The organism is Agrobacterium sp. a22-2, assembly GCF_012276985.1.
Lineage (GTDB): Bacteria > Pseudomonadota > Alphaproteobacteria > Rhizobiales > Rhizobiaceae > Allorhizobium.
The window spans coordinates 217,765-244,430 of sequence record NZ_JAAXMM010000008.1 but is presented as its reverse complement, the minus strand read 5'-3'; the positions used below and the strand labels follow the sequence as shown (position 1 = coordinate 244,430).

General features: G+C 63.6%; 22 protein-coding genes. 15 read left to right on the top strand and 7 right to left on the bottom strand.

Annotated features, from left to right (window positions below):
- Positions 1–23: 23 nt before the first annotated feature.
- The gene (locus HFC70_RS14625) at positions 24–992 is read right to left on the bottom strand and encodes an isopenicillin N synthase family oxygenase (protein WP_168473983.1); all 969 of its coding nucleotides are present in this window, start codon (positions 990–992) and stop codon (positions 24–26) included.
- Positions 993–1,123: 131 nt separating this feature from the next.
- Between HFC70_RS14625 and HFC70_RS14620 the strand changes: the two genes are divergently transcribed.
- From HFC70_RS14620 to HFC70_RS14610, 3 genes are read left to right on the top strand one after another with little or no spacing between them, the layout of a single operon-like run.
- Positions 1,124–2,233, top strand: a complete 1,110-nt coding sequence (locus HFC70_RS14620) for a carbohydrate kinase (RefSeq protein ID WP_168473982.1) — start codon at positions 1,124–1,126, stop codon at positions 2,231–2,233.
- A gap of 36 nt (positions 2,234–2,269) precedes the next feature.
- On the top strand, positions 2,270–3,208 hold the full coding sequence (locus tag HFC70_RS14615) for a pseudouridine-5'-phosphate glycosidase (RefSeq protein WP_168473981.1): 939 nt from the start codon (positions 2,270–2,272) through the stop codon (positions 3,206–3,208).
- A gap of 57 nt (positions 3,209–3,265) precedes the next feature.
- Complete coding sequence (locus tag HFC70_RS14610) at positions 3,266–4,087, top strand: enoyl-CoA hydratase/isomerase family protein (protein WP_168473980.1); 822 nt, start codon at positions 3,266–3,268, stop codon at positions 4,085–4,087.
- Positions 4,088–4,163: 76 nt separating this feature from the next.
- Here the strand turns inward: HFC70_RS14610 and HFC70_RS14605 are convergent, their stop codons facing one another.
- The 3 genes from HFC70_RS14605 to HFC70_RS14595 are packed head-to-tail and all read right to left on the bottom strand — an operon-like array spanning position 4,164 to position 10,083.
- Positions 4,164–5,141 carry a nucleoside hydrolase gene (locus HFC70_RS14605; RefSeq protein ID WP_168473979.1) on the bottom strand — a complete coding sequence of 326 codons (978 nt, stop codon included), beginning with the start codon at positions 5,139–5,141 and terminating at the stop codon, positions 4,164–4,166.
- A gap of 52 nt (positions 5,142–5,193) precedes the next feature.
- Positions 5,194–8,682, bottom strand: coding sequence for an indolepyruvate ferredoxin oxidoreductase family protein (locus HFC70_RS14600; RefSeq protein WP_168473978.1), 3,489 nt, complete (start codon positions 8,680–8,682; stop codon positions 5,194–5,196).
- A 6-nt stretch (positions 8,683–8,688) separates the two neighbouring features.
- Positions 8,689–10,083, bottom strand: coding sequence for an FAD-binding oxidoreductase (locus HFC70_RS14595; protein WP_246735796.1), 1,395 nt, complete (start codon positions 10,081–10,083; stop codon positions 8,689–8,691).
- Between the two features lie 200 nt (positions 10,084–10,283).
- On the opposite strand from HFC70_RS14595, the gene HFC70_RS14590 reads away from it, so the two are divergent.
- From HFC70_RS14590 to HFC70_RS14555, 8 genes are all read left to right on the top strand, one after another.
- Positions 10,284–11,045, top strand: a complete 762-nt coding sequence (locus HFC70_RS14590) for a FadR/GntR family transcriptional regulator (RefSeq protein WP_168473977.1) — start codon at positions 10,284–10,286, stop codon at positions 11,043–11,045.
- Positions 11,046–11,101: 56 nt separating this feature from the next.
- Positions 11,102–12,097: an MDR family oxidoreductase gene (locus HFC70_RS14585; protein ID WP_168473976.1), complete on the top strand. Its 996-nt coding sequence runs from the start codon at positions 11,102–11,104 to the stop codon at positions 12,095–12,097.
- 277 nt (positions 12,098–12,374) lie between these two features.
- Entirely contained in the window at positions 12,375–13,202 is an 828-nt protein-coding gene (locus HFC70_RS14580; protein WP_168473975.1) for a transporter substrate-binding domain-containing protein, read from the top strand.
- 112 nt (positions 13,203–13,314) lie between these two features.
- On the top strand, positions 13,315–13,956 hold the full coding sequence (locus HFC70_RS14575) for an amino acid ABC transporter permease (RefSeq protein ID WP_168473974.1): 642 nt from the start codon (positions 13,315–13,317) through the stop codon (positions 13,954–13,956).
- Complete coding sequence (locus tag HFC70_RS14570; protein WP_168473973.1) at positions 13,953–14,621, top strand: amino acid ABC transporter permease; 669 nt, start codon at positions 13,953–13,955, stop codon at positions 14,619–14,621. The genes HFC70_RS14575 and HFC70_RS14570 overlap by 4 nt, the downstream gene beginning before the upstream one ends.
- Positions 14,618–15,409, top strand: coding sequence for an amino acid ABC transporter ATP-binding protein (locus HFC70_RS14565; protein ID WP_168473972.1), 792 nt, complete (start codon positions 14,618–14,620; stop codon positions 15,407–15,409). The genes HFC70_RS14570 and HFC70_RS14565 overlap by 4 nt, the downstream gene beginning before the upstream one ends.
- The gene (gene hutC / locus HFC70_RS14560; protein ID WP_246735795.1) at positions 15,406–16,158 is read left to right on the top strand and encodes a histidine utilization repressor; all 753 of its coding nucleotides are present in this window, start codon (positions 15,406–15,408) and stop codon (positions 16,156–16,158) included. The genes HFC70_RS14565 and hutC overlap by 4 nt, the downstream gene beginning before the upstream one ends.
- Before the next feature lie 23 nt (positions 16,159–16,181).
- Positions 16,182–17,534, top strand: a complete 1,353-nt coding sequence (locus HFC70_RS14555; RefSeq protein WP_168473971.1) for an LLM class flavin-dependent oxidoreductase — start codon at positions 16,182–16,184, stop codon at positions 17,532–17,534.
- 10 nt (positions 17,535–17,544) lie between these two features.
- Here HFC70_RS14555 and HFC70_RS14550 read toward each other — a convergent pair whose 3' ends face one another.
- Positions 17,545–18,894: a formimidoylglutamate deiminase gene (locus tag HFC70_RS14550; protein ID WP_168473970.1), complete on the bottom strand. Its 1,350-nt coding sequence runs from the start codon at positions 18,892–18,894 to the stop codon at positions 17,545–17,547.
- 118 nt (positions 18,895–19,012) lie between these two features.
- Here HFC70_RS14550 and hutI point away from each other — a divergent pair, with 118 nt between their 5' ends.
- The 4 genes from hutI to hutU all read left to right on the top strand — a co-directional run bounded on the left by hutI (position 19,013) and on the right by hutU (position 24,483).
- On the top strand, positions 19,013–20,227 hold the full coding sequence (hutI, locus tag HFC70_RS14545; RefSeq protein WP_168473969.1) for an imidazolonepropionase: 1,215 nt from the start codon (positions 19,013–19,015) through the stop codon (positions 20,225–20,227).
- Positions 20,228–20,453: 226 nt separating this feature from the next.
- Positions 20,454–21,989, top strand: coding sequence for a histidine ammonia-lyase (gene hutH, locus HFC70_RS14540; RefSeq protein ID WP_168473968.1), 1,536 nt, complete (start codon positions 20,454–20,456; stop codon positions 21,987–21,989).
- A gap of 5 nt (positions 21,990–21,994) precedes the next feature.
- Positions 21,995–22,798 (top strand): N-formylglutamate deformylase, encoded by an 804-nt coding sequence (hutG, locus tag HFC70_RS14535; RefSeq protein WP_168473967.1) that lies wholly within the window; start codon positions 21,995–21,997, stop codon positions 22,796–22,798.
- 11 nt (positions 22,799–22,809) lie between these two features.
- Positions 22,810–24,483: a urocanate hydratase gene (gene hutU / locus HFC70_RS14530; protein ID WP_168473966.1), complete on the top strand. Its 1,674-nt coding sequence runs from the start codon at positions 22,810–22,812 to the stop codon at positions 24,481–24,483.
- A gap of 8 nt (positions 24,484–24,491) precedes the next feature.
- Here the strand turns inward: hutU and HFC70_RS14525 are convergent, their stop codons facing one another.
- Together HFC70_RS14525 and HFC70_RS14520 are read right to left on the bottom strand one after the other, a co-directional pair.
- Positions 24,492–25,064 (bottom strand): UbiX family flavin prenyltransferase, encoded by a 573-nt coding sequence (locus HFC70_RS14525; RefSeq protein WP_168473965.1) that lies wholly within the window; start codon positions 25,062–25,064, stop codon positions 24,492–24,494.
- Entirely contained in the window at positions 25,061–26,569 is a 1,509-nt protein-coding gene (locus tag HFC70_RS14520; protein ID WP_168473964.1) for a UbiD family decarboxylase, read from the bottom strand. The genes HFC70_RS14525 and HFC70_RS14520 overlap by 4 nt, the downstream gene beginning before the upstream one ends.
- Between the last annotated feature and the right edge of the window lie 97 nt (positions 26,570–26,666).

Below are 26,666 nucleotides of genomic sequence, written 5' to 3'. Positions count from 1 at the left end.
GCGGTCGGCGGTACCCGGCAGGCCTAGTCTTTTCTGAAGGCCTGCCGGGTCTTGAGAGCAATGTAATCGCCATAGGTGATCGGCTCGTATTTGGCCTGCTGGCCACCGCTGCAGAACGGTTCAAGGCAGCGGATTACCGTGTCGGCGCTCGGATTGAGGAAGAACGGGATGGACTGGCGCCGGGCGCTGCCCTTCGCCTCACCCGGCGGGTTGGCGACGCGATGCGGCGTCGAGACCCATTCGTCATTGGTCCAGCGCATGAAGGCATCGCCGATATTGACGACATAGGCGCCTTCGATATTCGGAGCGTCGAGCCACTCGCCCGACCGCCTCTGCACCTGCAGCCCGCCCGGCGATGCTTCCGAGCGCAAGATCGTCATGAAGCCATAGTCGGTGTGCACGCCGGCGCGCATCTGCCCCGGCAGCGGCGTCTCCTCCTGCTCGGGATAATTGATGACCCTGAGTGCCGAGAGATGGCCTTCGAACGACGGCTCGAAATAATCCGCCGGCAAACCGATCGCCGCGCAGAAGGTCCGCCGCAAGTGCCCCGCAAGGCGCTCCATCTCGACGAAATAGTCGTGGAATGCCTGCTCAAGGCCTGCCGGCTCGTCCGGCCATTGATCCCCCTTGAGGCGCGGGCCGAAATTCAGGCTTTCCTTGTAGTCGCCGGGTGTCTTGATGCCGAGCGTTGCCGCCAGCGCCTCATCTGCTATCGGCGAAAAGGCCATGCCGCCGTCGATGCCGGTGCCGCGACCTTGGCCGACCTTCCAGCTCTGCGGCCGATCGAAAAAGGCGCGGGCCAGATCGTAGAGGCGTGCAGTCACCGCCGGCGGCACGCCATGGCCCGTCACGAGGAAGAAACCGGTATCGCGTGCAGCAAGCTCGATCTGCCGGACCACCTGCGCAGCCTGGGGACCACCGGCCACGAAAGGGGCAACGTCGATGACCGGAATGCACTCGGCGTCTGTCGTAGATCCGCGTATGTCATGCATCGTCAAAACCCCATTCCGCACAATGGCCGATCACGGCCGCTTACTCTTCCTATAAACAGATGTTGACAAAAACATCTGTTGTTGTCCATATCCAAAACAGAGCAATTTTTGAAAAGCGTGATCAGCCGCCGATGGACCATCTGGGAGAACAGGAACAGGCCGTATTGGACATGGTGAAGGCCAATCCCTTTGCCGGTCAGCAGGAAATCGCCACCATGCTGGGGCTGGCCCGCTCCACGGTCGCCGCCCACATCGTGCAACTGATCCAGAAAGGTTACATTCTGGGACGTGGTTATGTGCTGCCTGCCGCGCGTCGTGCCGTCTGCATGGGCGGCGCCGTGCTCGACCGCAAATACCGGGCCATCGAGACCCTGAAACCCGGCACGTCCAATCCGGCCGAGGGCTTTCGCAGCCCGGGCGGTGTGGCCCGCAATGTCGCTGAAAACCTCGCCCTTCTCGGCACCGAAACCAGTTTCGTCTCGATTGTCGGCAATGACGAGCCCGGCCGGGAAATCCTGCGCCACATGCGCGAGCGCGGCATCGATGTCACGCAGACCCAGGTCAGCGATAGCGGCCGGACCGCCGAATATGCGGCCATCCTCGACCCGTCCGGTGAATTGCAGATGGGCCTTGCCGACATGGCGATTTTCGACGAGTTCGGCCCGGCTATCCTTGATCGCGTCTGGCCGCATCTCGCAGCCGCGACCTGGATTTTTGTAGACTGCAATCTGCCGGCCGACACCATCGCCGCGCTGATTGCCCGCAAGCACGGAGCCCGCTTCCGCATTGCCATCGATGCCGTCTCGACGCCGAAGGTGCAGCGCCTGCCGCGCGACCTGACCGGCATCGATCTGATCTTCATGAATTTGACCGAAGCCAACGCTTTCCTCGGCCGAAGCGGCGAGGCCGACATCGACAATGCGCGCGCCGCCGCCCTTGGCCTTCAACAGGCCGGCGCGACACAGGCCGTGGTCTCGATGGGACCGCATGGCATTGCGGTTGCAGGCAGCGATGCGACCGTCGTGCTCCCTGCGGTCAAGGCCCATCCCGTTGACATGACCGGGGCCGGCGACGCGATGATTGCCGCCACCCTGCACCGGCTGATCGAAGGCGACGGCGTGATCGACGCCGCGCGCATAGGCTCTCTTCTGGCCGCCCTCACCACCGAAAGCCCGACCAGTGTCCACCATGCGCTGTCCGCGCATTTCCTCGAAACCAATCTCTACCGCCTGGACGCCTGACGGCGCCGGCCCTGACCGAATGGAACGACTGCTCTCATGACCCTGCTGAAGCCTGACCTGAGCCCCGAAGTAGCCGACGCCCTGCGCCATGGACAACCTGTCGTGGCGCTCGAATCGACGATCATCACCCATGGCATGCCCTATCCCGCCAACCTGGAAACGGCCCTGGCGGTCGAGGAAACCGTGCGCGCCAATGGCGCGGTGCCTGCCACCATTGCACTGATCGACGGCCGGCTTTGCGCCGGTCTTCAAGCCGATCGGCTTGGCGCACTTGCCAAGGCAGATACGGTGGTCAAGGCGTCCGGACGGGACCTGGCCGCCGTGATGGCGCGCGGCGGCTCGGCCGGCACCACGGTTTCGGCGACCATGCGTATTGCAGAACTGGCCGGCATCGACATCTTTGCGACCGGCGGCATCGGCGGCGTTCACCGCGGCGCCGAGCAGAGCTTCGACATTTCCGCCGACCTGACCGAACTGGGGCAGACCGGTACGGCCGTGATCTGCGCTGGCGTCAAGTCGATCCTCGATATCGCCAAGACGCTGGAGTTTCTGGAAACCCAGCGCGTGCCGGTGATCGCCTATGGCACGGATGACTTTCCCGCCTTCTTCACCCGCAAGAGCGGTTCCAAGGCCGACCATCGTCTCGACACGGCCGCCGATATCGCCAAGGCCATTGATCTGCATGGCCAACTCGGCTCCGGCAGCGGCGTCCTGATCGCCAATCCGATCCCCGAGGAGCACGCGCTGGCACCTGACTTCATCGACGCGACGATTGCCGATGCGATTGCCGAAGCCGCCAGCCGCGGCATTCAGGGCAAGGCCGTCACGCCCTTCCTGCTCGCCCGCATCAACGAATTGTCCGGCGGCAAAAGCCTGATCGCCAATATCGCCCTGGTCAAGAACAACGCTGCCCTTGCCGCCCGCATCGCCGTCGAACTGGCGGCCCTTAAGGCCCAAGGCGCGGCGCAGAAATGAAGAGACCGAACCACCGGCAATGCGAGATCCGCTCGCCGGCCAGCAGAGGACACCGGCATGACTGAAACAATCGAATTCGAGACGATCCTGTTCGACAAGGACCCGATCGACAAGTTCGCGACCATCATTATCAACCGGCCCGACAAGCTCAACGCCATGAACAAGACGGTGGTACGCGAAATCGACAAGGCGGTTGCCTTGGGCGTCGCCGATCCGGATATCAATGCCCTGATCATCACCGGCGCCGGCCGCGCTTTTTCGGCCGGCTACGACCTGCAGGGCGCCGACTATGACGTCGACATAGAATTCTGGCACGACGACATGAGCGAGAACGCCCAGTCCTTGCTCAATATCTGGAAGGCGCCGATCCCGGTCATCGCTGCGGTCAACGGCTATGCGCTGGCCGGCGCGCTTGAGTTGGTGATGAGCTGCGACCTGGCGATTGCCGCCGACAACGCCAAGTTCGGTGAACCGGAAGTCCGCCACAATTCCGGGCCGCCGTCGCTGTTCATGCCCTGGTTGCTGGCGACGCGCGACGTGCGCTGGCTGATGTATACCGGCGACGTCATTGACGCCGAAGAAGCGCTGCGCATGCATTTGATCAACAGGATCGTTCCGGCCGACCAGTTGAAGGAAAAGTCGGAGAACCTGGCGCGCAAGCTGGCCCGCATGCCGGTGCCGGCGATCAAATTCGCAAAATCCTCGATCAACAACCAGCAGCTTGCCGCCGGCCTGATGCCGTCCTTCGAATTCAACGTTCATTCGATCGCCGCCCTGCACGTCAGCACCAAGGGGCGCGAATGGATGGCCAATCTCGGCAAAATGAGCCTGAAGGAGTATCTCGAAGTTCGCGACGCCCCCTTCAAGGGTCTCGATTGAGAGAGCAGTCGCTTCCGACTTCGGGAGCAACGACATCCGGCGGTGATGACTGGTCTGTTGCACCGCCGGCCTCCTCTCAAGCACCGAGTCGGCGCAGCTGCGGGGCTGGACGTTGTGCTGCGAGCACACCAAGCCGCTCCGTCAGCAGCGCAAAGAAGGCCTCGTCGTCGACATCCCGAATGAACAGCGCATTGGCAGCCCGCCCGCTGACGCCCCACCAGTCCACCACTGTCATGCCCTTGGTCAGCTCGGATTCGGTCTCGATCTCGACATTGCAATGACGCCCGCCATAGATCTCGGGTCTCAGCAGATAGGCAATCACGTTGGGATCATGCAGCGGACCGCCGTCAGTGCCGTATTTCTGTTCGTCGAAGCGCTCGAAATAGTCGAGCCAGCCGGCTGCAACCGTGCCGAAATCGCCGCCCAGCGCCCGGATACGCTCGACGCGCGTCCGCGTGGTGCGCACCTTATGGGTCACGTCGAGCGGCATCATGACGATCGGCACGCCCGAGGCGAAGACCACGGTTGCCGCCTGCGGATCGACGAAGATGTTGAACTCAGCCGCCGGCGTGATGTTGCCGCCCTCGAACAGGCCGCCGCCCATCAGCACGATCTGCTTGATGCGCGCGGCAATCTCCGGCGCCTTGGTCAGTGCCTTGCCGATATTCGTCAACGGCCCGAGCGGGCAGAGCGTGACGGTTCCGGCCTCTTCGCGCAGCAGGGTCTCGATGATGAATTCGACCGCGTGCTGGTCCTGCAGCGGCATGATCGGATCGGGCAGATCGGCGCCGTCAAGGCCGGTCGCGCCATGCACGTGCTCGGCGGTCACCAGCTGGATCGCCATCGGCTGGGCGCTACCGGCATAAACAGGGATGTCGCTTCGGCCGGCGAGTTCGCAGATCTGCCGGGCATTCTTCTGGGTCAGCGCCAGCGGCACATTGCCGGCAACGGCGGTGATGCCGAGCACATCGAGCTCCGGGCTGGCAAGCGCCAGCAGGATGGCAAAGGCGTCGTCCTGCCCCGGATCGGTGTCGATGATGATCTTGTCTGCCATGACTTTTTTCCGGTACCTACTCGATTGACATCGTCTACTGTTCTGCGAACCCTCAGGCCGAACGTTCCAGCGCCGGGCTCGCCCGCCAGAGATCCAGCAGCTCGGCCCTGCGCGCCTCGTAACGCGCCGCATTGGCCAGCTTCACCGGGCCGAAACCGCGCACCATGTCTGGAAGACTCGCTAGATCAAATGCTCGGGACAGATCACCCGGCGTCAGCGATGCGGCTATATCGGCGATCATCCGCTCGTATTCCGCGATCAACCGGCGCTCCAGACGGCGCTCTTCGGTCCGGCCGAACGGATCGAGCCGCGTGCCCCGTAGCCGCTTGAACCGCGCCAGAACGCCGAACACCGGGCGGATCCATTCCCCGAAAGCCAGTTTCGCCGGATGACCCGTCCGGGCGTCGATCTTGCGCGACAGCAGCGGCGGTGCCAGGTGATGCCGGATCTTGAATGGCCCCTCGAACTGCTCGTGCAGCGCCTGTACAAAGGCCGGATCACGGTGCAGCCGCGCCACTTCGTATTCGTCCTTGTAGGCCATCAGCTTGAAGGCATTGCGCGCCACCGCCTCGGCAAGGACACCGGTGCCGCCCGCCTTGACCTCGGCGCGCTGCATCAGTTCGACCAATTGGCGATACCGCCCGGCATAGGCGCCATCCTGATAATCGGTCAGGAAAGCGGCCCTCCGCTCGACCAGCGCATCGAGGCTTTCTGCAACAGGCTCATGGCCGGCGGAAAGGCCGGCCTGGCGCAAAACACTCTCCGGTTCGAGTGCCGACTTGCGGCCCCAGCCGAAGGCGGCGCGGTTCATTGCCATGCCGGTTCCGTTAAGTTCGATGGCCCGATCGATGGCATCCAGGCTGATCGGCACAAGACCGCGCTGCCAGGCATGGCCGAGCAGGAACATATTAGCCGAGATCGCATCGCCGAACAGCGCCGTTCCCGCCCGTGTGGCAGGGACCAGAGCCAAGTCTTCCGCACCGGTCGCCTTGCGCAGCGCCCTGAGTGTCGCTTCCTGCTTGAGGTCGATGGCGGTATTCTGGACAAAAGCTGCCGTCGGCGCGAAATGGTCGTCGACCACGACATGGCTGCGGCCCGGCACCATGGTCGAAAGCACATTGCGCGCCGCTGCCACCACGACATCGAACCCCAGGACGAGGTCGCTTTCGCCAAGCCCGATGCGCACCGTGTTGAGTGCCTCCGGCCGGCGCGCGAGTCTCAGATGGGACACGACAGCGCCATTCTTCTGGGCAAGACCGGTCTGGTCCAGCGTCAGCACGGCAAGCCCGTCAATATGGGCCGCCATCGACAGGACGGCGCTGACGGTAATGACGCCTGTGCCCCCGATGCCGGCCAGCAACATATTGTACGGACGCTCAAGATCGGCTTCGATCACCGGCAGCGGCAGATCGGTAAAATCCTGGCTGCGCGCCCGGCCGGCCGGCTTGCGGATCGCGCCACCCTCGACGGTGACGAAACTCGGACAGAACCCCTTGATGCACGAAAGGTCGGTGTTGCAGCTCGACTGATTGATCTGCCGCTTGCGGCCGAATTCGGTTTCCTTCGGCTCGATCGAGATGCAGTTGGAGACAGCGGAACAGTCGCCGCAGCCCTCGCAGACCAGATCGTTGATGAAGGCGCGCTTTGGCGAAACCGGAAAGGCGCCCCGTTTGCGTCTCCGGCGCTTTTCCGCGGCGCAGACCTGGTCGTAGATCAGCAGGGTCACACCAGATAGATCACGAAGCTCGCGCTGCACGGCGTCCAGTTCGTCGCGATGGTTGATGGTCACGCCGCGCGGCAGGCGGCCGATCCAGATCTCGGGGTTTTCCGCAACGACGGCCACCCGCGCCGCCCCTTCCGCCAGAACCTGGTCGACGACCGCCGGCACGCTCAACTCGCCGTCATGGCGCTGCCCGCCGGTCATCGCCACCGCGTCGTTGAACAGGATCTTGTAGGTCGCGTTGACCTTGGCGGCGATGGCCGCGCGAATGGCCAGAAGACCGGAATGAAAATAGGTGCCGTCCCCCATGTTGACGAAGATGTGCTTCTCGTCGGTGAACGGCGACATGCCGATCCAGGCCCCGCCCTCGCCACCCATCTGGGTGAAGGTCGAGGTATTTCGGTCTTCGGCGCCGATCACCATCATGTGGCAGCCGATGCCGGTTGAGGCACGACTGCCCTCCGGCAGGCGCGTCGATACGCTGTGCGGACAGCCCGAGCAGAAATAGGGATCGCGCTTCAGGGCCGGAGTGTCGGTGAGTGCGGAACCGGCGACCGCTTCGATCTGCCGTGCCCTCTCCAACAGCAAGGCGTCCGCATCGCCAAGCCGGGACACGATGGCCCGGGCAACGGCCATGGCGGAAATCTCGCCGATCGAGGACAACAGGGGTGCGCCGCCATCGCCCGTCTTGCCGAACACCCGTGGCCGCCGATCGGCAGGCAGGTTGAACAGCAGCGACTTGATCTGCTCTTCGATAACAGGCCGCTTTTCCTCGACCACCAGCAACTCGTCGACGCGCGATGCGAAGGCCGTGATGCCCTCCGGCTCAAGCGGCCAGGTGAGGCCCACCTTGTAGAGAGTAATACCAAGTTCGGCGGCCCGACGCTGGTCGATGCCGAGCGCAGCCAGCGCGCCGAGCAGGTCGAGCCAAGATTTTCCGGTCGACACGATGCCCAGACGACAGCGGCCTTCGCCCCACATCCCACGGTCGATGCCGTTGGCACGGGCAAAGGCTTTCACCGCCTCGATCTTGCGCTCCAGCCGCTGCTCCATGGCATGCGGCCCGTCGGGCCAGCGCAGCGACAGATCGGTGCCATGGCCGTCCGTAGGCAGGACAATACGCGGCAAGGCAGGGTCGATCTCGACGGTTGCCGAGCATTCGACGATTTCCGTCTGGCATTTGAAGCCAACCCAGGCGCCGGAATAACGGCTCATCGCCCAGCCCAGGAGACCGTAGTCGATATATTCGCCGACACCGGCCGGCGACAGCAGCGGCACCATGGCCGAGATCAGATTGTGCTCGCTCTGGTGCGGCAGCGTCGAGGAGGCCGCGCCATGGTCGTCGCCGACCAGCAACAGCACGCCGCCCGTCGGGCTGGTGCCTGCCGCATTGGCATGGCGGATGACATCCATGCTGCGATCGACGCCCGGACCCTTGCCGTACCACATGGCAAAGACGCCGTCGTAACGGGCGCCTTTGAACAGGTTCGTCTGCTGCGTTCCCCAGACTGCCGTGGCCGCGATGTCCTCATTCAGCCCTGGTTGGAACTTTACATGGCTTGCCTCAAGATATTTGCGGGCGCTTGCCATTTCCCGGTCGAAGCCGGCCAGCGGCGAGCCGCGATAGCCCGAGACATAGCCGGCGGTGTTCAATCCGGCGGCAAGGTCGCGACTGCGCTGGATCATCGGCAGGCGCACCAGCGCCTGGGTACCGGACACCAGAATGCGGCCCTTTTCCAGCCGGTAGCGGTCGTCGAGCCGGATGCCTTCGTCTATGGCATGGCTTGCAACGATCCACGAAGAGGAAAGGGGAGCAGTCATGAGCGGTCAGGCCTCCCCGGCCAGCCCCGGCGCCATGTCGAAGACACGGCCCGGATTGAGAATGGACTTCGGATCGAAGACGTGTTTCAGCCGGCGCATGGTTGCGATCTCCGCCGGCGACCGCACCAGCGGCAGCCATCTCTTCTTGTCGAGGCCGATGCCGTGTTCGGCCGACACCGCCCCGCCGCAATGCGCTACCGCGTCGAAAACTGCATCCGCCACGGCATCATGGGCATGGCTCTGCACCATGTAATGCAGGTTGCCGTCGCCCAGGTGACCGAAGACGTACGGTTTTGCGGCAGGATCGACACGGACAACCCGATCGTCTGCATCCGACAGGAAGGCGCCAATGCCATGGGCCGGTGCGCTGACGTCGAAGCCGATCATGTGGTCCATGCTGAAGATGAAGGCGCTGCAGGCCTCGCGCAGTGCCCAGAGGCCCCGATAGTCGCGGGGCGATTGCGAGACGATTACGTCCTCCACCAGCCCGGCTTCGCAGGCCGCCATCAGCGCCGCAGCGAACCGGTCGCCGTCGCGAGCCTCGTCCTGGCCCTGGATTTCGGTGAGCACATACAGGCCGGCGCCGACCGGCACCGGCGGCGCAGCGAAACCACCGGCAACGACGCCTTCGTAGACAACCGGGAAAATGACCTCAAAAGCAGACAGCAGCGAACCGAGTTCCTGCCGCAACGCTGCCAGCAGCGCCTGTGCGGCGGCAAGCGACGGCACGGCGCAAAACGCATTGGCCTGCGAGACCGGCAAGGGATGCAGTTTCAGGCAGGCGCGCGTCACGACGCCGAGCGTGCCTTCCGTTCCGATGAACAGCTGGTTGAGATCGTAGCCGGAATTGTCCTTGGGCAGCCCTTTCAGAGATGTCAGCACCGCGCCATCGGCCAGCACGGCTTCGAGCCCCAGCACCTGAGCCCGGAACATGCCGTAGCGCAGCACCCGGATGCCGCCGGCATTGGTCGCCACATTTCCGCCGATCGTGCAGGAACCCCGCGCGCCGATATCGACGCCGAAGAAAAGGCCCGCCGCTTCCGCGGCCTCCTGGACAGACTGCAATGTGGCGCCAGCACCGACGGTTATCGTCGCGGCGTCCGTGTCGACCGGCTCCAGTGCCGTCATGCGTTCCAGCGACAGCGCGAGTTCGCCAGGTTGCGGGCGTGCGCCGCCGGCAAGACCCGTGCGGCCGCCCTGCAGCACCAGTGGCTGGTGGAATTCGTTGCATGTGGAGAGGATGAGGGAGACATCGGCCGTATTGCGCGGCCGCAGGACGGCATGGGGAACGGCGCCGACTTCGTCCGTCGCGTCACTGCTATAGGCAGCACCCACCATGTCGCCGACAAGGATCGCACCCTTGTCCAGACGACCGGCAAGAGCCGAAAGAAGCGCGGTCATCCGCCCTCCCGAATCCGCGCACGACTGCCCAGCAGCCGGGTTCATACCCGTCCCGACATTCATGTAATCCTGTTCCCCTGAAGTCTTATGAGGCCATGGTTATCCAGGTTTCGATATTTGTCAAACCTATATTTAAAAGTGGTGGCAATCCGTTTTCAGTCGTGGCATGCTTCGGTCTATCGCGGGGGAAGGAAGCCTAAATGATCCTGAAATATGATGAGGTTGTCCGTTCGGGCATTGCCAAGCAGGTCTCCGACAACATCCGTTCAGCCATCATGGATGGCCGGCTGAAGGTTGAGGAACGCCTGCCCAGCGAAGAGGACCTTGCCCGCAGTTTCGGCATTTCGCGGCCGACCGTTCGCGAGGCCTTGAAGCGGCTGGCCGCCCAGAACCTGATCCATTCCAAGCGCGGACCGACCGGTGGCAATTTCGTCAAGCGCCCTGATCCCGAGGGCCTGTCCAAGGCGATCACCGGTGCCGCGACCCTGCTGGTCGGCATTGGCGCTTTCGACATCGACGAGATCATCGTTGCCCGGCTGGAAACGGAAACCATCTGCTGCCGGCTGGCATCCGACAATCGTACCGAGGCTGACCTCGCCGCGATGGAAGAGGAAATCCGCGTTCAGAGTTCAGAGGCGTTGACCGACGAGGATTTCTGCGCCTCCGACGTGCGCTTCCACCGTGCCCTGGTCGATTCCACCGCCAACGGCCCGTTGAAGCTGATGATGTATACCGTCATCGAGGCCTTCATTCCGATCACCAACATGATCGTCTTCCGGGTGCGCGAACGGCGGCAGGTCGTCGCCTTCCACCAGGAAATTCTCGATGCCGTGCGCGCCCGCGACGTCGCAAGGGCAACGGCTGCCCTAGCCTCGCTGCTGCGTTACATCAGCGATTCCTATGTCGCAGCCGTCGCGGCCCGCGAAAGCCGCGCCGCAAGCGCCGCCATCACCACCGCCTGACGAGGTAAGAGACGCAGCCGCAAAGCGTCCGTCACAACAGGAGCCAAGCGAAAGACATGACCGAGACCTTCACCGCGATCGTTATCGATGCCGTCGACGGCAAACCGAAGGCCGGATTCCGGCAATTGTCGCAGGCCGACCTGCCGGACCACGATGTGCTGGTGGAAATCGCCTTCTCGACCCTCAATTACAAGGATGGCCTGGCGGTCTCCGGCAAGGGACGGATCGCCCGGCGCATGCCGCTGGTGGCCGGCGTCGATCTGGCGGGAACCGTTGTCGAATCCCGATCACCAGACTGGAAGCCGGGCGACCGGGTTGTCGTCAACGGCTTCGGCCTGTCTGAAACCGAATGGGGCGGCTATAGCCGTTTCCAGCGCCTGAAGGCGGAATGGCTGATGCGCCTGCCGGAGGCCTTCTCCTTCGAAGAAGCCATGGCGATCGGCACCGCCGGCTACACGGCGGCCCTTTGCGTCGATGCACTGGAAAGCTGGGGCTCGATCAAGCCGCAGGGACCGGAAGTGCTGGTGACCGGTGCAGCCGGTGGCGTCGGCTCGGTCGCCGTCAGCCTGCTCTCGGCGAAGGGTTACCGCGTCACGGCATCGACCGGCCGGCCGGAAACCCATGATTACCTCGCCTCGCTCGGCGCCACCGGCTTTGTCGAGCGCGCATCGCTGTCCGAAAAAGGCAGCCCCTTGCAGAAGGAGCGCTGGGCGGGTGCAGTCGACAGCGTCGGCTCAACCACGCTGGCCAATGTGCTGGCGCAGACCGTCTATGGCGGCGCGGTTGCCGCCTGCGGCCTGGCCGGCGGCGCCGATCTGCCAGCAACGGTGATGCCGCATATCCTGCGGGGTGTCGCACTTCTCGGCGTCGATTCCGTGATGGCACCGATGGCCAAGCGTGAACGCGCCTGGCAGATCCTGGCCGACCATCTCGACCGCGCCCATCTGAAGGCGCTGACGACGGTAGAACCCATGTCGAAACTGCCGGAACTGGCGGACGCCATCGTCGCGGGCCAGATCCGCGGCCGCGTCGTCATCGACGTCAACCGCTAAAGACCAGGCAAGGCTGCTCTTTTGCCGGAAGCAATCTTCGGTTCGCATGAACGGCCGTCAGCCAGATAAGCCTGGCGGCCGCCAAACGTCTCCCCGCCTTCCCATCAAATTCCTACCTTACCGCACTTGCGAAAGGATCCGTGGATTTTGCGTTGACTCCGTCGGCGAAGCTCTGTCTATTTGTATAGTCAATTAACGGCCGGGATCCCATTCATCGGCCGAATAAACGGGAACAGCGCCCGCTCGCGGGATTGAACGGTAAACTGGAGACATCACCATGCACAAGCGACTTTTCTTGAAGGCAGCCCTTGGCGCCGCTCTTCTATTCGGTGCGACCCTGTCGGCCCATGCCGAAGACGCGCTGGCGCGCATCAAGGCGGCCGGCACCATGAAAGTGGGTACTGAGACCGCGTTTGCCCCCTTCGACTTCATCGATGCCGGCACCCATGCCGGCCTGAACGTCGATCTCTTTGCTGAAATCGGCAAGGAACTCGGCGTTTCCATCGAGTGGATCGCCCTGCCCTGGGAAGGCGTCTTCCCGGGCCTGGAAGCCGGCAAGTTCGACATGGTCGCCGGCCCGGCCACCATCACCAAGGCCCGCATGGAGCGCTACCGCTTCACGCCGCCGATCGCCGAAGCAACGGTTGCCGTTCTGAAGAAGGCTGGCGACACCTCGATCAGCAAACCGGAAGACATTGCCGGCAAGGCAATCGGCGTCGGCAAGGCCACGTCGCAGCTCGCCCAGCTGACCGAATACTCGGCCACCCTGTCGGCCAAGGTCGACATCCGCGAATATCCGGCCTTCACCGAATCCTATGCCGACCTCGCAGCCGGCCGTATCGCCGGTGTCGCCAACTCGCTGCCCAATATCGCATTCGTGGCCAGCCAGCGTCCCGACACGTTTGAAGTCGTGCTGCCGCCCTTCGGCAAGAAGGCCTATTTCGGCTTCATCGGCACGAAGGATGCCGACCATGCCAGCCTGATGGATGCCATCGACGCAGCCCTCCTGAAGATGAAGGGCGATGGCCGCCTGGCCGAAGCCCAGAAGAAGTGGTTCGGCGCAAGCTTCGACACGCCGGACGCGGTCACCGATCCGTCGTTCTGAGCACCGACATCCCCGATCTTGGCTGCGCGCACGGTTGATGCGCGCAGCCCGTTCCCCCTGATGAAGACCGCGCCGGTGTCCATGGGACCCCAAGCCGACGGAACGTTGACCGATGTCTTTCAAACTGTTTGAACTTCTTGTCCAGGCCTCGATCTACACGGTAGCGATCAGTTTCGTATCGATCCTGATCGGCTTTGCCATTGCGATTGCTTTGTCCGGAGCCATGCTGTCGAAAAGCCGGCTCTTCTCTTTGCCGGCAAACCTGTTCGTCAGCTTCTTCCGCGGCGTGCCCCTGCTGGTCCAACTGCTGCTGATCTACAATCTTCTGCCGGTCATCGGCATCAACGTGCCGAGCATCGTCGCCGCCATTGTCGGCCTGTCGCTCTGCACCGCCGCCTATCAGGCGGAAAACCTGCGCGGCGGCTTTGCCAGCGTGCCGCATGGCTATATCGAATCCGCCGAAATGCTCGGCCTGACGCCCGGCCAGGCCTTCATGCGCATCAAGGTGCCGATCGCGCTGAGGCTAACCTTTCCGGCCCTTGTCAACGAAGCGATCCTCATCTTGAAGGCATCCTCGCTGATGTCGGTGGTGGGCATCGTCGAGCTCACCCGCATGGCGCAGGATCTGGCCGGCAGCACCTTCAAGCCGCTTGAGATCTTTGCCGCTGCCGGTTTCCTCTATCTGGTCATCAATTTCGTCGTGGCCCGCACCGGCGGGCTGATCGAGCGCTCGCTTCCAGGAGTGCCGCGATGATCTTCGATATCAATGTCATCATTGAGAAACTGCCCGAGATCCTAAGCGGCCTCGGCGTCACCATCGCCCTGTGGATTGCAGGCACGATCGGCTCGGTCATCCTCGGCTTCCTCGTTGCCACAGCCCGCAAATACGGCGGCAGGCCGGTCAACCTGGCGCTCGGCGTGGTGGTCGAGATCCTGCGCGGCACACCCTTCCTGATCCAGATCTTCCTGCTCTATTACGGCGGCCCCTTTATCGGCCTGGCGCTCGATCCCCTGCCTTGCGGCCTGCTCGGCCTGCTGGTCTATGGAGCGGCCTATTACAGCGAGATCTTCCGGGCCGGCTTTGCCGCGGTTCCCGCCGGCCATATCGAGGCGGCGGAATGCCTCGGGCTGACGAGGGTGCAGATCATCCGCCGCATCCTCCTGCCGGAAATGGCGCTTCTCGTGCTGCCGCCTTCCGTCAATATGTCGGTGATCCTGATGAAGGAAACCGCCATCCTGTCGATCATCACCGTGCCGGAACTGACGCTCACCGTCAGCGCCATCGGTTCGCAGCAATATGCCTTCCTGGAATCGATCTTCCTGCTCGCCATCATCTATTGGGTTCTCGTGGAAATCACCGGCCGCCTCGGCCGGCTTGCCGAAACCCGCCTGTCACGCCTGAGGTTTTCCCCGACATGACCCTACCTGCGATCGCCGTCAGCAAACTCGTCAAACGGTTCGGCACCAGCACCGTTCTGGACGACATCAATCTGGACATTCCCGATGGCAAGGTTTCCTGCCTGATCGGCCCCTCGGGCTCCGGCAAGTCAACGCTTCTGCGCTGCCTGGCCTTTCTGGAGGAAACCAGCGAAGGCATGATCACCGTTCATGGCGAAGCACTCGGCTTTTACGAAAACGCCAAAGGTGGCCGCGAGCGCCTGCCGATGGCCCAGATCCGCAGCGTTCGGTCTCAGATCGGCATGGTCTTTCAACAGTTCAATCTCTGGCCGCACATGACGGCGCTCGGCAATGTCTCGGAAGCGCTGAAGACCGTGCACAAATTGGCCAAGCGCGACGCCGAGGAACGTGCCATGGCACAGCTGAAAAAGGTCGGCCTTGAAAATCGCGCCGGCCATTATCCGGCGCAACTGTCAGGCGGCCAGCAGCAGCGCGTGGCGATTGCCCGGGCGCTGGCCCTGCAGCCGAAGATCATGCTGTTCGACGAGCCGACATCGGCGCTTGACCCGGAACTGACCGGCGAAGTGCTGAACGTCATGCGCGATCTGGCCGCAGAAGGCATGACCATGGTGGTCGTCAGCCACGAGATCGGCTTTGCCGCCACCGTCGGCCAGCAGATCAGCTTCCTGGATCATGGCAAGCTGCTGTTTACCGGCCCCCCATCGGAGGTTTTTGCAAAACCGCGCCATCCGCGCCTCGAACAGTTTCTCGACACCTATCTCGATCGCGGAGCCTCGATGCTGGTATGACTGCGCCACGGCCCATGGAGATTGGCGAAAACCCGCCGAAATCCCTGCATCAACGCATTCTGGATAACATTCAGGACAATATCGTCAGCGGCCGCTGGCCCCCAGGCCACAAGATCCCGTCGGAACAGCTGCTGACCGAGGAATACGGATGCTCCCGCATGACGGTCAACAAGGTGTTGACGCAACTCGCCCGAGCCGGGCTGGTCCTGCGCCGCCGCAAGACCGGCAGCATCGTCATGCCGCAGAATTCGCAAAGCGCGATCCTGGAAATCTACAATATCCGCGACGAGGTCAACGCGTTCAACCTGCCCTATCGCTACGAGATCCTCGACAAGAGCATCCGACCGCCGACAAAGGCCGAGCGCGGCGGTTTGAGCCTGGCGCCAAGGCGTCGGGTCGCCGCAATCACCTGCCTGCACTATGCCGGCGATGCCCCATTCTGCCTTGAGGAACGCCTGATCAATCTTGGTGTCGTGCCCGAGGCCGAGACGGAAGATTTCTTGAGCCTGTCGCCTGGCCCCTGGCTGCTCGACCATGTGCCGTGGAACGCCGCCGAGCACCGAATTGCCGCCGAAGGCGCCAGCCAGACGGCAGCCCGCACCCTTGCGATTGCCGTTGGCACACCGGTGCTGGTCGTCGAGCGCCAGACCTGGCGGCTGGATGAGACGGTCACCCATGTGCGCCTGACCTATCCCGGCGGCAGCCACGCGCTGACGGCGCGGTTCACACCATCTCAGAAACTGGTTTAGAGCGGTAAAGAAGGAAACTTGACATGGCCCGCGACGAGAAACTGAAGCTTGGCACCTTCGTCTATACGTTCGGCTTCAACCCGGCCGCCTGGCTGCATCCGGACAGCGACGTCAACGGCGCCAACGATATCGGCCACTTGCTCAACGTGGCGAAAATCTCCGAAGCAGCCAAGTTCGACTTCATGTTCGTGGCGGATTCGCCGGCCTCCGCTATCGGCGATGCGGATGCCCTGTCGCGCTCGCCGACCAAGATGAACCGCTTCGAGCCGTTGACGCTGATCACCGCTCTCTCCGTGCTGACGGAACGTCTCGGCTTCGTTGCCACGGCCTCCACCAGCTATTATGAACCCTACAATATTGCCCGCCTCTTTGCCTCCATCGACCATATGAGCGGCGGCCGCGCCTGCTGGAACGTCGTCACCTCCGACCACGACGAGACTGGCTATAATTTCAACATGGAAGGCCTTCCGCCCCATGCGCTGCGCTATGAGCGCGGTGCGGAATTCGTCGATGTCGTCTTCGGCCTTTGGGACAGTTTCGAGCCGGACGCCCTGTTGCTCGACCGTGAGAGCGGCCTCTACTACGACAAGACCAAGCTGCATACACTGAATCACAAGGGCAAGCACTTTCAGGTTCGCGGGCCGCTCAACATCGCCGCCTCGCCGCAGGGCCGGCCCATCATCGCCCAGGCTGGCGGCTCGGAGGCCGGCATGGAACTCGCCGCCCGCACCGCCGAGATCGTCTTCAGCCTCGCCTCCAATCTGGAGCGCAACAAGGCCTTCTACACCAACGTCAAGGACCGCATGCCGAAATACGGCCGCTCGCCCGACGATCTGAAGATGATGCCGGGCGTGGTCGTCAATGTCGGCGCCACCCGCGCCGAGGCGCAGGCTCGCGTCGATTTCCTGATCGACAATCTGCACCCCGATGTCGGCCGGTGGATGCTTGGCGAATTCCTGGAAACCGACTTGTCCGGTGCTCCCCTCGACCAGCCCTTCCCGATGGAACGCCTGCCGGCCGAGCCGAAGGGGTCGAAGGCCCTGTTCGAGGAACTCAAGGACTATATCGAGCAAGGCCACACGCTCGGCCACCTCATCCGCCACTATGCCGAAAAGAGCACCGGCAACGGCATTACCGGCACGCCGGTCGAAATCGCCGATTTCATGGAAGAATGGTCCGAGGCCCGTGCTGCCGATGGCTTCATCCTGATGTTCCCGACACTGCCGGCCAGCCTCAACGACTTCGTCGAACTCGTCGTGCCGGAGCTGCGCCGCCGCGGTCTGTTCCGCGAGGAATACGAGGGCACGACGTTGCGCGAGAATCTCGGCCTGTCGATGCCCGTCAATCGGTATGTCGCAGCCCGAGAAGGTAAGTAGAAGCGAACAGTTAGAAGGCGGCAATCAGCTCCCGCATCACCTTGCGGAACCGCGCACCAACGACTTCTGCATGCCGATGCCGGCCGCCTTCGACCTGTTTCTGGCCGGAGGACCACACACAGTCTATGCCGGCGCCTTTGGCGAAGATCCAGCTGTCGAGCAGGCTGTCCGCGGGAAGACCATAATCGTGGTGCGGCTTCAGGCTGAAGAAATCGGCAGACTGGCCGGCGGCCAATCCGGCATCGCACTGCAGGGCCGCGGCCCCGCCGGCAAGGGCGCCTTCGAACAGGTGCCGCCCGGTTGAGCCGCCGGGTACGGCAATGACGTTGCGGGCTCGCTTGCCAAGACGCTGCGCATATTCCAGCTGTCGCAATTCGTCGGAAATGCCGATCAGGACGTTCGAATCCGAGCCGATCCCGAACCGACCGCCATTGTCCAGGAAGGTTTCAGCCGGAAAGATGCCATCGCCGAGATTGGCCTCGGTGATCGGGCAGAGCCCGGCAACGGCTTTGGTTTTCGCCATGCGCACCGTCTCGTCGGCGGTCATGTGGGTAGCGTGGATCAGGCACCAGCGTTCATTGAGCCCGACATTGTCGAGCAGCCATTCGACAGGTCGCGCACCGGACCAGGCGACACAATCCTCGACTTCCTTCACCTGCTCGGCGGCATGGATATGGATCGGACCGTCGAAGGACAGGCCGAGCAGTTGCCGCATTTCATCCGGCGTCACCGCCCGCAGGCTGTGCGGGGCAATGCCGGTGACCATGCCCGGAACCTTAAAATGCAGTGCCTGGCAAGCCTCCAGCAGCCGTGAGAATTGCTCGACATCATTGATGAAGCGGCGCTGACCCGGCGACGGATCTTCGCCGCCAAAGGTGAAATGCGCATAGAAGACCGGCAGGAGCGTCAGGCCGATGCCCGCCGTCGATGCCGCCGCGGCAATGCGCTCAGCCATCTCGCCAAGATTGTCATAAGGCCGCCCGTCACGATCCTGATGCAGGTAATGAAATTCCCCGACCCGGCAGAACCCCGCCTCCAGCATCTCGACATAGAGCTGGGCGGCGATCGCCTCCATCTGCTCCGGGTTCATGGTCAGCGCGAAGCGGTACATCACCGTGCGCCAGCTCCAGAAATTGTCGTCGGCCGGGCCACGCATTTCCGCAAGCCCCGCCATGCCACGCTGAAAAGCGTGGCTGTGCAGATTGGCGACACCCGGCAGGATCATGCCATGGCGCTCGTCTTCAGGAGACGCCACCACGCCGGTCTCGATCGACGCAATGCGATTGCCGACCAGTGTCAGCCGCACATCTCTGGCAAAGCCGTCCGGCAGCAGCGCCGTCTCCGCATGGATTGTCGTCATCGCTTTACCTCCACCGATCCGGCACGCCGGATTTGGACTTGCGTCCCGCCTCATTAAGTATATACATAATGGCAAAACGACACGGACGCAATGCGGGAAATCGGGGAGCGAACCTGCAATGGCTGAAGCAAATCGCATCTGGCGCAACGCGCGTCTGGCCACTCTGAAGGCCGGCACTACAGGCCTCGGCATCATCGAATCCGGCGCCTTGGCCGCCAGCAATGGCCGCATCGTCTATGCCGGGCCGCAGGCCGACCTGCCCGCTGATCTTCTTGAAAGTGCCGAGATCATCGATTGCGGCAACCGCTGGATGACCCCCGGCCTGATCGACTGCCACACCCATCTGGTCCATGCCGGCAATCGCGCCAAGGAATTCCAGATGCGCCTGGCCGGCGCGACCTATGAGGAAGTGGCCCGCGCCGGCGGCGGCATCGTCTCTTCGGTGCGCCAGGTCGGGGCCGCCGGCGAAGAGGATCTATTGGCCGAGACCCTGCCCCGGCTCGATGCGCTGATCGCCGAAGGCGTGACGACGGTCGAGGTTAAATCGGGTTATGGCCTGACCGTCGATGACGAACTGAAGATGCTGCGCGCTGCCCGCCGGCTGGCCGACGAGCGGGCCGTGACAATCCGCACCACTTATCTCGGCGCCCATGCAACGCCCGCCGAATACAAGGGCCGCAACGCCGACTTCATCCGCGAGGTCGTGCTACCCGGCCTTGAGGCAGCTCATGCGGCTGGTCTGGCCGATGCCGTCGACGGCTTTTGCGAGGGCATCGCCTTTTCCGTCGAGGAAATGCGCAGCGTCTTCGAGGCAGCGCGAAGGCTCGGCCTGCCGGTCAAGCTGCATGCCGACCAATTGTCGAACCTGCACGGTGCCGCCCTCGCCGCCGAATTCGGCGGCCTCTCGGCCGATCATCTGGAATATACCGACGAGGCCGGCGCGATGGCCATGGCCAAGGCCGGAACGGTGGCTGTCATCCTGCCCGGCGCCTTCTATTTCATCCGTGAGACGAAAAAGCCGCCGGTCGACCTGTTCCGCAAGCACGGCGTGGCGATGGTCGTTGCCACCGACAACAATCCCGGCACCTCGCCGCTCACCTCCCTGCTCCTCACCATGAACATGGCCGCAACCCTGTTCGGCCTGACGGTCGACGAATGCATCGCCGGCACCACAAGGCACGCCGCCCGCGCGTTGGGGCTTCAGGATGAAACCGGAACGCTTGAGCCCGGCAAATGGGCCGACCTGGCAATTTGGGACATCGAGGACCCGGCCGAACTCGTCTACCGCATGGGCTTCAACCCGCTGCATGCGCGCGTCTGGAGGGGAATGTGAAGATCGCGCCACTGGTACCCCCCTCTGTCGGCCACGCCGACATCTCCCCCTCAAGGGGGGAGATTGAACGCAGGCCGCCTACCCCGGACCGATCTCCCCCCTTGAGGGGGGTGAAGCGCGACCGGCATGAGCCGGGCCAATCGATCCAGTGGATCGATTTGAGCGCCGAACGCCCGGCAGGGCAGAGGGGGGTAACCTCATTCTCATCCGCGTCAGGAGCCCACCCATGACCATCACCCTCCACCCCGGCCGCGTGCCACTGTCCGAACTCGCGCAGATCTACTGGACAGGCGCCGCCGCCAGGCTCGACCGCAGCTACGATGCCGGCATTGAAAAGGCGGCTGCTCGCATTGCCCAGATCGCTGCCGGCAACGAGCCGGTCTATGGGATCAATACGGGCTTTGGGAAACTGGCATCGATCAGGATCGACGCCGCCGATGTCGCCACCCTGCAGCGCAACCTGATCCTTTCCCATTGCTGCGGCGTCGGCGCGCCACTCGCCGTCAACATCGTCCGGCTGATCATGGCACTGAAACTGATTTCGCTTGGCCGCGGCGCTTCCGGCACACGGCTCGAAGTCGTCCGCCTGATCGAGGCCATGCTGGACAAGGGTGTAACGCCGGTCATTCCGGAAAAAGGTTCCGTCGGCGCGTCCGGCGACCTGGCACCGCTTGCCCATATGGCAGCGGTGATGATGGGCGAGGCCGAAGCCTTTTATGACGGCGAGAAGCTGCCCGGCCGCGTTGCCCTCGAAAAGGCCGGGCTGACCCCGGTCGTGCTGGCCGCCAAGGAAGGCCTGGCCCTGATCAACGGCACGCAGGTCTCCACCGCTCTCGCACTGGCCGGCCTGTTCCGCGCCCACCGCGCCGCCCAGAGCGCGCTGATCACCGGGGCGCTCTCTACCGATGCCGCCATGGGCTCGTCGGCGCCGTTCCACCCGGACATTCACACATTGCGCGGCCACAAGGGCCAGATCGACACCGCCGCGGCGCTCCGCGGCCTGCTGGACGGCTCAGTCATCCGCCAGAGCCATCTCGACGGTGACGAACGCGTGCAGGATCCCTATTGCATCCGCTGCCAGCCGCAGGTCGATGGCGCCTGCCTCGACCTGCTGCGCACGGTCGGGCGGACGCTCGAAATCGAGGCCAATGCCGTAACTGACAATCCGCTTGTTCTGTCCGATGATACCGTGGTCTCCGGCGGCAATTTCCACGCCGAGCCGGTGGCCTTTGCCGCCGATCAGATCGCGCTGGCGATCTGCGAGATCGGTGCCATCGCCCAGCGACGCATCGCGCTTCTGGTCGACCCCGCCTTGTCCTATGGCCTGCCAGCATTCCTGGCCAAGAAGCCGGGCCTCAATTCCGGCCTGATGATCGCCGAGGTGACGTCAGCCGCGCTGATGTCGGAAAACAAGCAGATGTCCCATCCGGCCTCGGTGGACTCGACCCCCACCTCTGCCAACCAGGAAGACCATGTCTCCATGGCCTGCCATGGCGCCCGCCGGCTTCTGCAGATGACCGACAATCTGTTCTCGATCATCGGCATCGAGGCGCTGACGGCAGCCCAGGGCATCGACTTCCGCGCACCGCTGACCACCAGTCCGCAATTGCAGCAAGCCATCAATGCGCTGCGCATCGTGGTGCCGACGCTGGACGTCGACCGCTACATGGCCCCCGACCTCGCTGCTGCCACGGACCTTGTAGCCAGCGGCGCGCTGAACGCCAGCGTTTCAGCAGGGCTGTTGCCGGGACTGGAGGGGTAGACACCATGCAAGCAGTGTTCGAAACCACCCAAGGCACCTCCCCCGTCATCCTCGCCTTCCCCCACACCGGCACGTCGGTGCCGCCCGAGATCTGGGGCCGGCTGAACGACAATGGACAGGTGCTGGCCGATACCGACTGGCATATCCACGAACTCTATGCCGGCCTGCTGCCGCAAGCGACGACGGTCCGCGCCACCTTTCATCGCTACTGCATCGACGCCAATCGCGATCCGACGGGCACCAGCCTCTATCCCGGCCAGAACACCACGGGCCTGATCCCCGAAACCGATTTCGACGGGCTTGCCATCTGGAAAACCGGGGCCGAGCCGGTACAGGCGGATATTGCCGAACGGCTCAAGCGTTTTCATGCGCCTTATCATGCAGCTCTTGCCGTCGAGATCGAAAGGGTCAAAGCCCTTCACGGCATCGCCATTCTCTACGATTGCCATTCGATCCGCTCGCGGATCCCTTTCCTGTTCGAGGGCAAGCTGCCGGACTTCAACATCGGCACCGACATGGGCAAGACCTGCGACCCGGCCATCGAAAACGCCGCCGTCGAAGCCACGGCCGCAGCAACGGACTATACCAGCGTGCTCAACGGCCGCTTCAAGGGCGGCTGGACGACGCGCCACTATGGCCGGCCGGAAACGGGCGTGCATGCCATCCAGATGGAACTGGCCCAGTCCACTCACCTGACGACCGAAGCGCCGCCCTTTGCCTATGACGAGGTGAAGGCAGCGACGCTTCGGGTGCATCTGAAAGATATTCTCACGCGCATCGAGACATTTGCGCTCGACAAGAAACGATAAGGGGAATTGCCATGACCGATCCGCGCCACAATATCCGCGATGTCCGCGCCGCCACCGGCAACGAGATCACCGCCAAGAGCTGGCTGACCGAAGCGCCGATGCGCATGCTGATGAACAATCTCGACCCCGACGTGGCTGAGCGGCCGCACGAACTGGTGGTCTATGGCGGCATCGGCCGCGCCGCGCGCACCTGGGCCGATTTCGACACCATCGTCGCCACCTTGAAAACCCTCAACGACGACGAGACCCTGCTGGTGCAATCCGGCAAGCCGGTCGGCGTATTCCGCACCCACAAGGATGCGCCGCGCGTTCTGATCGCCAATTCCAACCTGGTGCCCCATTGGGCAACCTGGGACCATTTCAACGAACTCGACAAGAAGGGCCTGGCCATGTACGGCCAGATGACCGCCGGCTCGTGGATCTACATCGGCGCACAGGGCATCGTCCAGGGCACCTACGAGACCTTCGTCGAGGCCGCCCGCCAGCATTACAATGGCAGCCTCAAGGGCAAGTGGATCCTGACCGGTGGGCTTGGCGGCATGGGCGGCGCCCAGCCGCTCGCCGCCGTGATGGCCGGCGCCTGCTGCCTGGCCGTCGAATGCGACGAGACCCGCGCCGATTTCCGGCTGCGCACCCGCTATGTCGACGAGAAGACCGACAGCCTAGACGAGGCACTCGCAAAGATCGACCAGTGGACCAAGGCCGGAGAGGCCAAGTCGATCGCACTGATCGGCAATGCCGCCGAAGTCTTTCCCGAACTCGTCAAGCGCGGTGTGCGCCCCGACATCGTCACCGACCAGACCTCGGCCCATGATCCGCTGCACGGCTACCTGCCGCTCGGCTGGACGGTTGCCGAATGGCGCGCCCGCCAAGAGAGCGATCCGAAAGCGGTCGAGGCTGCTGCCCGCGCTTCGATGAAGGTGCATGTCGCCGCCATGGTCGATTTCTGGAATGCCGGCATACCGACGCTCGACTACGGCAACAATATCCGCCAGGTCGCCAAGGACGAGGGCCTCGAAAACGCATTCGCCTTCCCGGGCTTCGTGCCGGCCTATATCCGCCCGCTGTTCTGCCGCGGCATCGGCCCGTTCCGCTGGGCAGCCCTGTCCGGCAATCCGGAGGACATCTACAAGACCGACGCCAAGGTTAAGGAACTCACCCCCGGCAACACCCATCTGCACAACTGGCTGGACATGGCGCGCGAACGCATCTCCTTCCAGGGCCTGCCGGCCCGTATCTGCTGGGTGGGTCTCGGCGATCGCCATCGCCTCGGCCTTGCCTTCAACGAAATGGTCGCCAATGGCGAACTTTCGGCACCGATCGTCATCGGCCGCGACCATCTGGATTCCGGTTCGGTCGCCTCGCCCAACCGCGAGACCGAAGCGATGAAGGACGGATCGGATGCCGTCTCCGACTGGCCGCTGCTGAACGCGCTGCTCAATACGGCGTCCGGCGCCACCTGGGTTTCGATCCATCACGGCGGCGGCGTCGGCATGGGCTTTTCCCAGCATTCCGGCATGGTGATCTGCTGCGACGGTACGGAAGATGCGGCCCGCCGCATCGAGCGCGTCTTGTGGAACGACCCGGCCACCGGCGTCATGCGCCATGCCGATGCCGGCTACGAGATTGCAGTTGAATGCGCCAAGGAACAGGGACTTCGGTTACCGGGCATTCTTGGCAACTGAGCCAAATCTCAGCCCTGCCATTCGCGCGCCAGCGGCGCGATTGGCAGGCCGAGCAGATCGATGGCGCGCACCGCCAGATAGTCGATAATTTCCTCGACGCTGGCCGGCCGGTGATAGAAGGCCGGCACCGGCGGCATGACGATGGCGCCCATCTCGGTGACCACGCACATGTTGCGCAAATGGCCGAGATGCAGCGGCGTTTCGCGGGTCAACAGGATCAGGCGGCGCCGCTCCTTCAAATGCACGTCCGCCGCCCGGATCAGCAATGTGTCGGAAAGACCGGTGGCGATGCCGGCCAGGCTGCGCATCGAGCAGGGCGCGACGATCATGCCGGCCGTCGTGAAGGAGCCACTGGCAATCGGCGCACCGACATTGTCGATCGCATGATTGCGGGTTGCCAACGACAGCATTCGCCCGAGTGCATCCGGCCCGACCTCCTGGGCCAGCGTCCTTCGCGCCGCATTGGAGACGACCAGATGGGTCTCGATGCCCTCGATCTCCGCCAGACACTCCAGGATGCGGACCGGAATGGCCGCTCCCGATGCGCCGGACACACCCACCACGACCCGTGAAACACTCATCGCCCCACTCCCAATCCAAGCTCCGACCAGAAGCTGTCCACCCGTTGCCTGACGTCCGGCGACATCGTCAGCACCCGGCCCCATTCACGGTCACATTCGGCGCCGATCTTGGTGGTCGCATCCAGACCGAGCTTGCCGCCGAGCCCCGGTTTGGGCGAGGCGAAGTCGAGATAATCGATCGGCGTATCGGCAATCACGGTGACGTCGCGGCTGGCATCGAAACGGGTCGACAGTGCCCAGAGAATATCCGGCCAGTTGCGCACATTGATATCCGGATCGACGGTGATGATCAGCTTGGTGTAGCTGAACTGCGGCAATGTGGACCACAGGCCCATCATGATGCGCTTGGCCTGGCCGGGATACCGTTTGTCGATCGACACCACCATGGCCCGATAGGAACAGGCCTCCGGCGGCAGCCAGAGATCGACGATCTCCGGAAACTGCCGTTTGACGATCGGCACGAAGAGTTCGTTCATCGCCTCGCCGAGTTTGGAAGGCTCGTCCGGCGGCCGGCCGGTATAGGTCGAGAGATAGACCGGCTTGCGCCGCATGGTGATGGCCGACAGCGTCATCACGGGGAATGTCTCTACCGCGTTGTAATAGCCGGTATGGTCGCCGTAGGGCCCTTCGTCGGCAAGCTCCGTCGCCGACACCATGCCTTCCAGCACAATCTCGGCATTGGCCGGCACCGGCAGCGACACGGTCAGAGCCGACGCGGTTTCCGGCCGTTTGCCCTTCAACAGCCCGGCAAAATTGAGTTCGCTCATGCTTTCCGGCAGCGGCATGACCGCCGACAGGATGGTCGCCGGATCCGCACCGATCGCAACCGCCACCGGCATGTCCTGTCCAAGCTTCTGCCACATCCGGTGATGGCGCGCCCCGCCGCGATGGGCAAGCCAGCGCATGATCAGCCGGTTCGGACCCAGCATCTGCATGCGGTAGATGCCGATATTCACATCCTGCGGATCATCCGGCGCACGGGTGATGACCAGCGGCCAGGTGACGAGCGGCGCCGGTTCGCCTGGCCAGCACCACTGGATCGGCAGGCGCCCAAGGTCCACCTCCCTGTCGCGCCACACGATCTCCTGCGCCAGCGGGCGGCCCGATTGTTTCGGCCGCATCGACAACGCCGCCGTCAGAAGCGGCAATTTGCTCCAGGCGTCACGCATGGTCTTCGGCGGACGCGGATCCCTGAGTTCGGCCAGCAGGTCGGCAAGGGCCGGCAGGCCATCTGCCTGAAGGCCGAAACCCCAGGCGATTCGCTCCTGTGTGCCGAACAGGTTGACCAGCATTGGAATGTCGCAGATCCGCCCCTCCGCATCCACCGGCTTTTCGAACAGCAAAGCCGGTCCTTCGGCCAGCAAGGTTCGGTGATGGATTTCAGTGATTTCGTGAACCGTGGACACCGGTCGGGAAACCCGCACCAGCCGCCCGCGCGCCTCGAGTTCGGCCATGAAATGCTGGAGATCGGAAAAACGGCGGACGGTCGGAAACGCTTCTGTCATCCGGCCTGTCTGCCGCAGGAAAATCCTCCTGTCTTTGCGCTGGCTCAAATGGTCCTGGCGCTCGACCCGCTAGCATGCCGAAACGACAAATGACCGC